Genomic DNA, 15,062 nt, shown 5'->3' on the forward strand with positions numbered 1-15,062 from the left:
TGGATCAACTGACAAACGTGATCTGGATACAGTATCGTCCAATCGATTTTGACTCCTTGCATCCATACATGAGCTAATGTATTCCATTCTTGCTTCGCTATAAGTTGTGATATGAACACATTACGATCTGATTGCTGGTCAGGTATAGTTAATGTTGGCTGGATAGGAGCTATATCTGTTTTTTGTATAAAAGTATTCAATTGTTTCTTAAGATCAGCGATATCTACAATATTAAATGCAACACGAGCTTTCATTTCAGTACGCCCCAATTGAAAAGTATATGCCAGATTGCACAAGTTCAATGAGGTACCCGCAGTGTGTACAAAATCTAGTAATTTTTGCGCATAGACTTGAAGCCGTTCTTCAGTCTGAGCAGATAAAGGAATAATGACTGAGCCTTGATGATTGATAGTGTGTTGTTGCTCCATGTTTGAAGGTACAGGAACGTACTCTTCTACTATTACATGAGCATTACTTCCATTGGCTCCAAATGAACTAATCCCCGCACGTAATGGAATTTCACTTGTGCTATCATTGTTCGTAATCGTCGGTCGCTCCCACACTTTCCCTTGATGTTGTACATAAAAAGAAGTTGATCCAAAAGGAATAAGTGGATTCAACGGTTCTGCATGAAGAGAAGGAAAAATTTCTTGATGCTTAAATTGCAGTAATAATTTAGTTAGTCCTGCAATACCTGCGGCAGCTTCTAAATGTCCTATATTGGATTTGAGTGAACCGATAGCGCAAAATTGTTGTTGGGTACTGCCTGCTTTTCGAAAAGCACGTTCTAATGCTTGTAATTCTATTGGGTCTCCTAAAGAAGTGCCTGTTCCATGAGTTTCGATATAACTTAATGTACTGGGATCGATATGCGCCACTGCTAATGCATTTAATATCACTTCTGATTGAGCGACTGGATCAGGAACAGTAGCCCCTGATGTTCTTCCTGAATGATTAAGAGCCGAACCTTTGATAACCGCATAGATAGGATGACCTTGTTTTTTAGCTTCAGCTACTGAAGTCATAAGTACTGCCCCTACGCCTTCCCCGGGGACATATCCATCACCATCTTTACCAAAACTTCTGCATTTCCCTTCTGACGATAAAAATTGAGCTTCTTTCAAAAATACATACTTGTGAGGATGAGTGACTAGATTAACTCCGCCTGCTACTGCATAATGACATTCGCCGCGTTTTATACTTTCACATGCAAGATGAACAGCAGTAAGTGACGATGAACACATACTATCCAAAGCCATAGACGGTCCGTGAAAATTCAAATGATACGATACCATATTAGCAATAGAAGCCGAATTTGTACCAAAAGCAGAAGGACGACCTTGCTGTGACATCTCGGCACTATATAACTCGTAATGATTCCAAAATACACCTGCAAAAACCCCTACACTACGACTGCTCGAAGCTGAATAATCATGTTGATTACGATGTACAGCAAATCCAGCATCCTCACATGCTTCCCATACCGTCTGTAAAAATAATCTTGCTTGCGGGTCCATTCGTTCTGCTTGATATGGAGAAATATTAAAAAATAAAGGATCGAAATCATCTATACGATCGACAAAACTACCGTAACGGTAATAGTCCTCTACCGAATATGCAGTATGATTGGAAGCCCAACGATGTTCTGGAATAGTGGTAATAGAGTCTTTACCTGCTTTTAAATTTTCATATAATTGTTCTATCGTATTAGCATCTGGATACCGCCCACCCACGCCAATAATAGCAATGTCTGTGGAATGATCCTCCTGCGTCTGCTGTGTAGAACTATCGTTATTTTTTGAGGGTACAGAAGATTCAGATCTATTCTCTTGTATACGAGAACGAATTTGTTCTCCATCTCCATATAATATGGCTAATTGAGGAGTATCAGACTTCAAGATCAGATCAAGCATATGGAAGCCTTCATCTGTTGGTAAAGGAACCATCCCGCCAGACTTATACATTAATTGACGATGTGCATTACTGACTTGCATACCACCTTGTTCCCACAATTGCCAATTGATCGTATACGTACCGCCAGAGCGTTGTCCTTTTTTCACTTTAAGCGCACGTTCTAATACAAGTTGATCTAAATATCCATTTGCTACTGCATAATCAGATTGCCCTATATTTCCTACTACAGCAGACAGTGAAGAAAAAACAACAAAAAAATCAAGCGATTGTTGAGAAAGCACTTGATCTAAATGAATAAATCCTTGAATTTTAGGTTGCAGTGTCTGGTGTAATTCGGTGAGTGATTTCTGAATCATTAACTTATCTTGAATAATACCTGCACAATGAAAAACACCATTAATGTTTGAATATTTTGCCAAAATCAGATGAACCATGTTTTCGACGTCTTCATGTTTGCTAATATCTGTTTGTATATATATTGCTTCTGATCCTTTAGAACGTAGTAGCTCTAACTGTAAAGATAATGAATCACTTAATGGTGATCTTCCTACGAGAATAAGGACAGTATGAGTACGATCTGCAATATGCTTGGCTAGCTCATATCCCAAACCACCCATCCCTCCAATAATCAGGTATACACCACCATTTCGAAAAGAATGCTGGGTAATAGAATGAGAACCAGAACCTAACAGCGTCACTTCTTGCAAATTTTTAATATGGCGTTCTAATCTATGACCTTGATAATGAATACTAATTGATGGAACAATAGATGACTGTTGAAACTCTTCATCTAATCGTTCTACTATTTGATCTGAATAAGCTACACTTTCCACGTCGAACAAGATCAATTGACTTTGAATAAAAGGATATTCTTGAGCAATGGTTTTAAACATTCCTTCGAGTCCCCAAATTGTTCCTGTTCTATCAGATCTATCAGCGACGATTTGAATCACAGTCGGACGATGTCCATTGATTTGTAAATGTTGTTGAATCAGTGTAAAGATCTGTTCTATTAAAGAAGGTAGATAAGATACAGTATTCTCTAACTCATGTTGAAGTTCAGTAATATGCGTTATTTTAGGATGATCTGATAATACTTTTTTCCACACTTGAGATGGCGTATATAAAATGATCATCCGATCGACAGCATCACCTTTAGCTGAAGATGATGTTGAGATTGGAATTACTTCCCATACAGGTTGATAAGCAATTGTACTATTCTCAAATGTATCTATAGTATCTGATTCCACTAAAGGGTTCGAGAACGATCGAGATTGAGTGTATGTTTTCAAAAAAGCATCCTGCCAGTGATCATTCAAATAAGCTGCTAATGTAGCCACTGTAGAATATTCAAATAATAATGTTGGGTATAACTCGATTTGAAGATACTGTTCTAAAAAAGTAACTAATTCAAGTAACTTAATCGAATCTAAACCTAATTCATAAAAACCCGTTTCAGAATCAATCTGTTCTTGTTCAGTCATCAAAATATCTGCTAATTGTAACTGTAAAAACTGTTCTATTTGTGTTAGTGGCGATTCTGATATATGGCTATTTAGAGATGTGAAATGTTCTGCTTTTGAATGAATAGCAGCCACAGGTGTAGACATTGGATCTACTAATCCTGTAATTAATCGAGCTTCGCGAATTCGTTTGGCAGTAAGATTCTCAAATGTTGCAAGAACGTTGCCTTCATCATCATAAATAGAAATATGACGTTTGATAATATCTGCATCCGCAACAAGATCTTCTTTGGTTTGTACGGTATGAGTATAAATACGTTCAGGAAGAGAACGATAAATCACAAATCGCTCAATCATAAATGGAATATATGGTTTGAACCCTTCCTGTGATCTCTCATTGCCCTGTTCATCCCAACGAAACGATGTGCCGGCGAATGTAGCTCCATCTAATAAAGCTACATGTGCATAAAACTTATCAATATAAGGCGTAGCTATAGAGCTGATCTGTAAATGCATCCACTCATTATCACCTTGTTGATATACAGTGCCCGAATTTTTCATAAAGTCATAATGATGAATATCTGACTGACGTGCTAATCCATATACTTTGTCCATATCCCATTGAATAGCAGCTTGTTTCTTGAGCAAAGGCATTTGAGACTGCGTTTTAACACTGCTGTCAGTATCTATAGGATGAAGCGAACATTCCATATTAATCACTTTGTCGTTCTCTTTGGTACTCTGCTGGGCATGATATACTTTTCGACTGGATACGATGATATCTGTATGTGTATCGTGAGTTGTAAAAGATACCAAAATGTCAATATCAAACTGTTCTGATGTAACGATAGGTTGCTTAAATACAACATGATGCAATTCAATAGATTGAGTTCCTAATGCTTTAGAACTGAGACGATAAATCATATCAAGCAGTACAACACCAGGGAGTGTACATATTTGATGCACTCGATGATCTTGTACAAAATAATCGGTATGCTTCAGCTTTTGCAAAAAGGTTTCGGTACGAGATGCTATAGTCATGCCTATTGACTCCCTTCGCCAACTTTAATCACGTCAAAAAAGTCAGATGTTACTTCTGATTTTGGATAGTCTTGGTATTCAGTAGGCCAGTATCGTTGACGATCAAAGCCAACATTAGAATAAACTAAAGGCAACTGGCGACGGTAAGAAGCAGGAATTCCTTCATCACTCACAAGAATATGAGCATTATTGCCACCTAATCCAAATGCGCTAATACCCGCACGTAAAATGCCTTGTTCATTCCTCCACTTCTGATGTTGTTGCACAATATAAAACGGTGATTGCTCAAATCGAAATCTTGGATTAGGTACTTCACAATGAAGTGTAGGTGGTAACTCTTGATGCACTAGAGAAAGTAGCACTTTAATAAAGCTGGCGACTCCAGCGGCGCTTAATAAATGACCAATATTACTTTTTACACTACCCACTCCACAGAATTGCTGACGATCTGTCACATCTGAGAAAACACTTGTTAATGCTTTCAATTCAATCGGATCACCAATTAATGTTCCAGTACCATGTGTCTCTATATAACTAATCGTTGAAGGATCAATATTCGCATTCTGTACTGCTTTGTATAATAGTTCTTTCTGTGCTTCTGGATTGGGCGTTGTGATTCCCATCGTATTTCCATCGTTATTTAAGGCACTACCATCAATCACACCATAAATACGATCTTGATCTGCAATCGCTTGGCTAAGCGGTTTTAGCATCACAACTCCACAACCTTCTCCTAATCCTATCCCGTCTGCCTCTGCACTAAATGTTTTGCAGCGTGAGTCAGTTGATAATACATTGGCTGATCCTAAGGTTTCAAAAGGAACTTCATCTAATAAAATATCGACACCCCCAGCAAAAGCCAATTCACATTCTCCATTTTGAATACTTTGTACAGCTAGATGAATCGCTGTCAGTGAACTAGAACAAGCAGTATCTACAACCAGATTAGGCCCTTTCAAATTATAAAAATGAGCTAGATGCGCTGCGATAAAATTTTGTCCAATACCGACAATCGTATCTTTAGCTGTACGATTGACTTTAGAAGAATAGTTACTGGTACGTGATCCTACAAATACACCTGTTTGTGTATTGGATAACTGATTTTTGGTATATCCAGCATCCATAGCTGCTTCGACACTTACTTCTAACAGTTGACGTTGCAACGGATCAATTTGCACCGCCAATGCTTCGCTTATACCAAAATAAGCAGGATCAAATGCTTCGATATTTTTTAAAAAAGCACCATATCGTGCATGAGTTATTGAATCATTTGGATGAGTCATTGTTTGTTTCTGACTCTGACGAGAAGCAGGTGCCTGTTGAATACTATCTTTTCCTAATTTTAAATTATTCCAAAATTGCAATGGATCATCGGCATCTGGAAAGTGGCAACCTATACCGATCACCGCAATCTTTTGCTTAGACTCTTGTGGTTCCTGTGAAGCAGAAATAGATACATTCTGTGATTGTTCAATATTAACCGAGGTTAAACTTTTTCCATGTACTATATCTTTATCATTTGTGAATAAAGTAACTAACTCTAATGGATACGTATATACCAATTGCTCTGCCAATAGTTGAATAGTAGGATACTCTAACATCATGGTCGGGTCTACTGCTGTACCTTGTAAAGTTCGATCTAATGTTGTAATAATTTGAGCCAATAAAATAGAATCTATTCCGTATTCAGCAAACGGTGTACGATCATCTAATCGCGTAACATCTACTTTTAACTCATGTGCAATTAGCTTTGTTAACCAGCTCAAAGTCATTTGATGTAGCTCATCAGACTCAGGCATAGTGATGGATGGTGTAGCCGTATAATCAGATTTGATTTTTTGTTCTGATATCAGCTGATTAGAGAGTATAAGCTTTGGATATTTCATCCATAGAGATGGTTGAGCAATCTCTTGATTGATGATTGCAGGCAATATCACTCTGTTTTTGGATCTATTGATAATGTAATCAAGTAACTGTAATCCTTCTTTATTGGTCATACTAAGTAATCCTGTTTGCTCATAAGGTTTACTTTTAACTTCGCCAAACCCTGTTTCTTTCCAACTGGGCCATTGAATGCTGTAGATCGGATATGAACCTGTATGTGCTTCAGCAAAATAATCCATATACGCATTCGCCATAGCATAATCACTTTGTCCAACAGCCAGAGATGGAATAATCGCTGCAACTGACGAGAATAATATCCAGAATTGTAAAGGTTCTTGTTGTAGGCATTGATACAAAGTATGCAATCCCTGTATTTTAGGATTCATCACAGATTCTACAGACTCTATATCCTTGCGAATAAAGGCTGGATTTATCGGGTCAGCTGTACCTGCACAATGGATAACACCACCTATAGAACCTAACACTGAATGGACTTCATGGATGACTTTCTGTAGTTCTTGAATAGATGTCAAATCTACAGAAGTCACATAGACCTGTACACCTTGTTTTTCAAGCTGTACAATCGATCTTATTTTTTCTGCTGTTTTCGAATTTTGAGTATTATATACATGCCATTCTTCTCTTGGTGGTAATAGTTCTTGACCACTTAATACAAGCTTTTTCACTCCGTACTGAGCTACAAAATGCTGAGCACATAACATGCCTAGACCTCTTGTTCCTCCTGTAATCCAAAGTACTTGTTCTTGAGAAAATGAAAGATGTTGGGCATTATGAGCAGAAAAATCAGAGATATTTTCTTCTGGCTTGAGATACGCTACCCAACGTTGCTCTGAACGATAACAAACTTCCACATCTGGAGAATCGAAAAACTGCTCTTGAACAATCGCAAAAGCTGTACTCTCTTCTAGCGCATTAACATCAAAATCAATATGTCTTGAACGTACATGAGCATATTCATGTTGTAACATTCGGTATAGTCCTACACGTTCCGCTCCTTGAAGATGTATAGATGTATTTTGAAAAGATTCTAATCCTTTGGTCACCTGTAATAGAGTGATCGATGTCTTCTGATGGACTTCGATCCAACGTTGAAGCCATAGTAACCAACCGTTGTGTAATGTATGCTGAATTGTACTATTACTTGTAATATCGTTTGTCCATCCCGTGAGATCAATAATGCTCGTAATGGATTTTACTTCTTCATCTGTATTCACCAACTTATGCTCCAGTTCATCTTCATGCCAGATCAAAGAATGGGGAATCGCAGAAGATAAATGATCTCCTAAAGTTCCTGTCTGATCATTCATTAAAATCACAACATGTTGATTAGAAGGTACTATAACCTTGTTAGTTAATGATTCAACCACAGGACTCATTTGCCAATGCTTGCTGTAGAAGATCGATGTTCGTTCAGGTGTTTCTGATATCTTTTGCACTTTGGTCGGTACGATTGAACTGTTAGACATGAGATCATCTGGAGCCCAGTATCTTTCTTTTGCAAAAGGGTACGTAGGTAAAGCAATACGTTGTGGCTGTGTATCGACATAAAGTAATTTCCAATTGATAGATAGACCTTTAACCCATAATTCCAACAATTGATTATATTGATGGTGCTCTAGCCACGAAGCAATCATATTCTCAAATCCAAGATCTGAAGACAACATAGATAACATTTCTTTATGCTGTTTAGTATGCCCTCGATATAGCTGATAGGAGTCAGATTGGGTAGTTGATTGTAAATAAGATTTTAATTTTTCTTGCATATCAGATAGCGAATGAGTGACAAATGCTAAGCGCTCTTCCATTGCTTCTCTACCCATCTGCAACGTATACGCGATATTTTGTAGGCGATATGCTGAATGATCGGTCTCTAATGTCTCCAACAATTGTTCTACTTGTAAGCGCAGTTGTGATGCTGTTTTGGAAGATAATACAATCAGTACAGGATCATTTTCAGGTAAATGACTAACTGCTGTGATGTCTTGATGTACTGTATATTCTTCGATAATAAGATGAGCGTTCGAACCGCCAGCTCCAAAAGAAGAAAGACCTGCTCTTCTAGGTATTTCTTGCTTTTGACCATGTTCCCCAAGTAAAGGTCGTTTCCATTCTGATAATTCTTTTTGCACAACAAACGGAATATGATTAAAGTCGATATTGGGATTCAATACATCTGCATGCAAAGAAGGAACAAGCTGTTGATGCTTCATTTGCAATAGAATTTTAGTTAATCCTGCGATACCAGCGGCGCTTTCACAATGTCCAATATTAGACTTCACTGAACCTATAGCACAGAAATGCTCTTCTTCTGTATTTTGCTGATAAACGGCGTTTAATCCGGCTATCTCAATAGGATCACCTAGTGTTGTTCCTGTGCCATGCGCTTCTACATAGCTAATTGTTCTTGGTTCTACTCCTGCTCGGTCAAATGCTTTCTGAATAACTTGAGACTGAGCAACCGGATTAGGAACGGTATACCCATTGGTTTTCCCACCATGATTGATTGCTGTCCCTTTAATAATTCCGTAAATATGGTCACCGTCTGCCTGAGCAACAGATAGTGGTTTGAGTACAACAGCTCCTACACCTTCTCCAGGTACATAACCATCACCACCTGCCCCAAAGCTTTCACATTTGCCTTGACTAGAAAGAAATCCACCCTGATTCAGCATCAGATACTTGTTAGGATGAACAGAGATATTCACACCACCTGCAATAGCGGTGGAACATTCCTGAGTAATAAGACTCTGGCAAGCCAAATGAATAGCTGTTAACGATGAAGAACACATCGTATCTATAGCCATACTCGGTCCATTAAAGTTACAGAAATATGAGACACGATTCGCAATAGATGCAGGATTTCCACTAAGTGCTACTGAACTATGACTTAACGCTTGCGCTTGTGCTCCATACAATTGATACTCTTCATACATAACACCTACGTAGACGCCTACTTCATTATTTTCATTAGGGTTGGAGTCGTTAGCATTACCCAGTGTTTGTCGGGTATATCCTGCATCTTCTATTGCTTGATATACCGTTTGTAAAAATAATCGTTCTTGCGGGTCCATCATCTCTGCTTCTTTAGGCGAAATATTAAAAAATAGTGGATCAAATTGATCTACTCCATTCATAAATCCACCCTTAATGATATTCTCTGAGGATGTAGAACCTATCGAGTGTTGATTCCACCGATTCTCAGGAATGTCAGTAATGCAGTCTATTCCGTGCTTTAGATTTTCCCAGTATTGATCCAAATGATCTGCCTGAGGATATCGACCTGATAATCCGATAATAGCAATATCTGTTTCACGTTCTTTTGCAGGCTGGTTTGCAGAATAAGCAAATTTGAAACGAGAATGGATATTTGGTAAAGATTCTTGTCCTGCATCTCTGCGTTGATCTGAATATGAAGGCTCTACTTTAGCAACAGATGATGATTTTGGTCTCTTGGTGTTAAATTGATTATTCAAAATAGCAGAATGAGCTTTGATTAAATATTTTGATAATGCTGACAATGTCTGATATTCAAACAATAAAGTTTTGGATAATCGACCAAATGTCTGCTCTAATTGTTCTGTAAATTGTAGTGTCGTAATTGAATCTATTCCATACTTTTCCATTGGAGCATTGGCTTCGATCTGTTCTACCGGCAACTTAAGAACACTAGACAATGTTTGCTTTAAATACATCATGGTTGCAGATTCTAGATCCATGGATGGTTCTACAGCTTCAGTAGATTGTTTTTCAGATGAATGATTATAGGGTTGTTCTACTGCTCTATTTGTATCTGCTGGTGCTGAGATCATCATTGTAGTTTCGATCCAATTCGTTAATTGCTGAATTGTTGTATATTCTACAAACGTTAACGTGGTTAATTGCAATTGAAAAGTCTGATTCAATTGATGAGATAAATCGGTTAACATCGTCTGGTCAAAACCATATTCTGACCATTCTGTTTCGGTATCCAGTTCAGAAGAATCTACTTTTAGAATAGTAGAAATGATGTGTAGTATTTGTTTTTCGACTTTATCATTTGTTATTTTCGCAACAGAGAAAACTTCCTTTTTTCTGGATAATAATGTTGATGATAACTGAGCTTGATTACCATATAGGGTGATGATTTGAGATTGATTTGATGCCATGCCTGCATAAAAAAGATCTAAACCAGTAACCGTAGGCAATGGTCTCATACCTGTGGTACGATACAAAAACTGTGCTGTATCCTGATCAAGATGCATGCCACCTTCTAACCACAGACCCCAATTAAAGCTCACTGTCTGACCGGAACATTGTCCAGATAATACTTTTTGATGACGATCGGTAGCATATTGATCCATAAAAGCATTTGCTGTTGCATAATCAGCTTGACCTGCATTACCGAATGCACTGGCAACCGATGAAAATAATACAAAAAAGTCTAATGGTATAGATTGAGTAGCTAAGTCCAAATGGACAGTACCTGTGACTTTTGGAGCTAGCACTTGATTAAACTCTTCTTCTGTTTTTTTGATAATGAAATTATCTTGAGTCATACCCGCACTATGAATAATACCGTTTAGTGATCCATATTGCTGAGTAATCCATGTGACTAATTGTCGTACAGCTGTCAGTTGAGTTAGATCAAGCTGTTTGTATATCACCACTGCTTCTTTCAATCGTAAAGAGTGAAGTAGAGGTTCAGCTATACTCTCTGCTCGACCTGTCAAAATAAGTGTGGGTTGCTCAACTTGTTGTATAATCTCCTGCGCAAAAATCATTCCTAATCCACCTGTGCCACCGGTAATCAAATAAACTCCGCCATTTTTCCATGGGGAGCGAGTAGTCTTTTTGGGTATAATAATCTGTTCATAATCAGACTGGGTATAACGTTGTTGAGATTCATATCGGATATGTTGATCTATACTATACCGATTTTCTTGCAATTGTGTTATGACTTGCGCAGTTGTCACAGATGGTTGCGTTTCTATCATTTGAATATTTATATTTGGATTTTCTAATGTAGCTGTTTTGAGTAATGCTATAAGAGCAGTATGTGATTGTTGAGAATTCTCACGAACAGTAACCATTTGAACCAAAATACGATCTTCTTTATACATTTGCAAAATATGCTTTATTTCTTTAAAGACTTGCGTAGCTAATTGCTTAAATCGTTGATCTATCGAAATGATTGGTTCAGCAACATGTGCTACCTGAACCGATAATAAAGAAATGCACTGAGCATGAGGTAGATGCATCTTCACTTGTTCTGCCAATTCTAAGTCTGGCTCACAAAGCATAATAATATGCTGATCATATTTATCATTATCGGCATCTGATCGATGGGTAATCTCTTTTTCTTCCCACTTTGGAGAAAGTAATATAGCTGTTTCATTGCGTATTGCTTTGCTTGTTAAACCTTGTAATCTTACACAAAGAAGTCCTGTATGATCCATCAGATCAATATTTAACTTGGATATAGAAGACTGTACAAATTCATCTTGATAGACATGTGCCCACATCGTTGATGTTGTTGGACTATAGATATCTATCTGTTCCAAAGCAAACGGTAAAAATGTCGCTTGCTCTTGGGATTGATCCTCCCTACCTAACCATATACCAATAGAAGTTTGCAAAGCTCCATCTAACATTGCAGGATGAAGTACATAATCTTCGCTATTCAATTGTAATTCTTCTGGCAACTGTAGCTGTGCCAACCATTCATTTGATCCTGCATATAGATGATCAATCGTCTGATGACGTTCTCCATAATTCATATTCAATTGACGATAAGCTTTATAGCATGTATCTGCTCTAAACTCTTTTATCTGACATCGGTTTTGGATCTGATGAATATCGAATACTGGTTGATCCATAGGCATAGCTTCAATTATAGCGTTCCCTTCACAATGAATAATCGGTTCGGCTAGATGGTCAGATTGCGTGTATATTTCATAACGAATGACATTTTCCTGTTCTGAAAATAAAGCAATGTGTACCGAAGTAGCTACTTGTTGAATCACAAGCGGGTGTTTCCATACTGTTTGTTGCAAAGATACCGAGTACCCTTGTGCTATTGTTCCATCAATAGCTTGCTTGACAGCAGCTCTTGCCATTTCTAAATACGTTACTGCTGGTAAAAGAGGCTCATCTCCTATACGATGATCTGCTATAAAAAATTCATCACTCTCAAATACTGTCGTATATTTTTGCACATTCATATTGGAAGTGTTGGTATGAACTAAAGGATGAAGTACAGATTGAGAGCCAGACATCGATTCTACTTCTGATTTACGCGTCTCTTCGACTTCAGGAATCCAGTAACGATCACGGGCAAAAGGATACGTAGGTAAACTTAATTTTTGAAATTTTTCAGTTGAATATACTGTATCCCAATTCAAGTCTATCCCATTAACCCATAATTCAAGCAGTTTGGAATACTTCCCTTTTTCAATCCATTGCTGAATAGTGGCTACCATATCTTCATCATTAGATAAAAGAGGTAACGCAGACCTATCATTCTGCACTTCCCCATAGTATACCGATGAAGGAACATGTTCCGATTCTATATAGTCTTGAAGCTGATCAATAAGATTAGTGATCGAAGAAGCTACAATGCCCAAACGAAAATCCATCGCTTCTCTACCTGTACATAAAGTGTAAGCAATATCAGCCAAATGCTGATCTGTATACGTTTGTTGTATTAAATGATCGTGTAAGTGTAGCACTACCTTTTTTAATCGTTCTTCGTTTTTGGCAGATAATATAATCATTACTGGTTGTACAGGTGTAATTAATTGTTGTGCTATAGGGGCAGATCTATATTCTTGAATCACAATGTGAGCATTGGAACCGCCTGCACCGAATGAAGACACACCGGCAGTCAAAGGAACTTCAGTCATCACATGATCTATTGCGATCACAGGACGCTTCCATTCACTTAATTGATGTTGCACAATAAAAGGTGTTTTAGCAAAGTCGATATTAGGATTAGCCGGTTGTGAATGAATAGACGGAGCAAGTGTACGGTGCTTCATTTGCAGTAATACTTTGGTTATGCCTGCGATTCCTGCTGCACTTTCGCAATGGCCGATATTCGATTTGGCGGAACCAATAGCGCAAAATGAACGATCTGATGTATACCGATCAAACATTTTAGTAAGACCAGCAATCTCAATAGGATCACCTAACGATGTACCTGTACCATGAGCTTCAATATAACTAATACTTCTAGGATTGATGTCTGATTCTTGTATTGCTTTATCTATCACTTCTGCTTGCTGGTTTGGATTAGGAACCGTATAGCCGTTCGTTTTGCCTCCATGATTAATCGATGTTCCTTTAATAACTCCATAAATATGATCTCCATCTGCTATCGCTTTGGATAAAGGTTTGAGGATAGCTGTGCCGACGCCTTCACCAGGAACATATCCATCTCCACCTTCTCCAAAACTTTCGCATCTACCTTTACTGGATAAAAAATGTCCCTGTGTTAGCATGACATATTTGTTAGGATGTACAGAGACATTGACTCCACCTGCTATCGCTACTTCACATTCTTGCTTTTGCAGACTCTGACAAGCTAGATGAATCGCTGTTAATGACGAAGAACACATCGTATCAACAACCATACTCGGTCCATGAAAATTAAAGTAATAAGATACACGATTAGCAATAGATGCAGGATTCCCATTCAATGCAAATGGTTCTTTATGAATTTTTTGAGATTCTACACCATACAATTGATATTCTTGATACATGACACCTACATATACGCCCACTTTATTCACTTTTGATTGATTTGCGGATTGAACTAAATTAGTACGAGTATACCCAGCATCTTCTATAGCCGCATATACATTTTCTAAAAATAATCGTTCTTGCGGATCAATACGTTCTGCTTCTCTCGGAGAAATATTAAAAAAGAGTGCATCAAAACGATCCACTCCGTTTATAAATCCACCCCATTTACCAGAAACCTTACCCTCATTAGCGGGACGTTGAATATCAGTATGCACTTTATAGTTCCAACGCTCTTGAGGTATCTCTGTAATGCAGTCTTTTCCATTTTTTAAATTGTCCCAATACTGCGATATATCTTCTGCTTCAGGATAACGCCCTGCTAATCCAATAATAGCAATATCGAGTGCTTTGGAAGACGTATGCTCTGTTGTTAAAGCATGATTAGCAGGTTCAGCAACACTTTTAAGATTAGTAGATACTTTGGAATATCTTGTATTCTTGATGTTTCTTAATTCTAGAGAATCACCGCGTGATGGGTTCTGTTCTGGTTGTTTGTTTGAATGATTTCCTTTCTCGGTGTCCAAAAGCTGAATTAATTGTTTGCGATGTGATGTTAAAAAGTATTCTGTTAACTCTTGTAGATTATGATATTCAAAAAATAATGTTTTGGAGAGTGAACCAAACACAGTTTCTAACTGATCTGTTAATTTCATAACCATGATAGAGTCTATTCCATATTTTTCGAGCGGTGCATCTGCTTCAATCTGTCGTTCAGGTAGCATTAACACCGAAGATAACAATGTTTTGAGGTACTGAACGGCTTGATCTTGAAGCTCATCATCATTTGCAGAATTTTTATGGATAGGATGTTCTATAGATGGTGTAGAAAGCTCATTATGACTAGAAAGCAATTGTTGCAATTGCCTAGCGCCTTCGATCTTATCTATCTTTCCTTGTTCAATCTGTTTGTATAGATGTGATAATGATTCATTCAATGTTAACACCTCATTTCTTTAT

1 protein-coding gene and 1 pseudogene are annotated in these 15,062 nt (G+C 37.7%); both read right to left on the reverse strand.

Annotated elements, in window-relative coordinates; all coding sequences use genetic code 11:
* Positions 1 to 191: 191 nt before the first annotated feature.
* Positions 192 to 4,418: pseudogene (locus RCP16_RS22540) on the reverse strand (SDR family NAD(P)-dependent oxidoreductase); the annotation flags it as partial.
* Positions 4,419 to 4,420: 2 nt separating this feature from the next.
* Positions 4,421 to 15,040, reverse strand: coding sequence for an SDR family NAD(P)-dependent oxidoreductase (locus tag RCP16_RS07960; RefSeq protein ID WP_308642102.1), 10,620 nt, complete (start codon positions 15,038 to 15,040; stop codon positions 4,421 to 4,423).
* Positions 15,041 to 15,062: the final 22 nt, after the last annotated feature.

It is taken from the genome of Paenibacillus nuruki, assembly GCF_963311185.1.
In the GTDB taxonomy this organism is placed as follows: domain Bacteria; phylum Bacillota; class Bacilli; order Paenibacillales; family Paenibacillaceae; genus Saccharibacillus; species Saccharibacillus nuruki.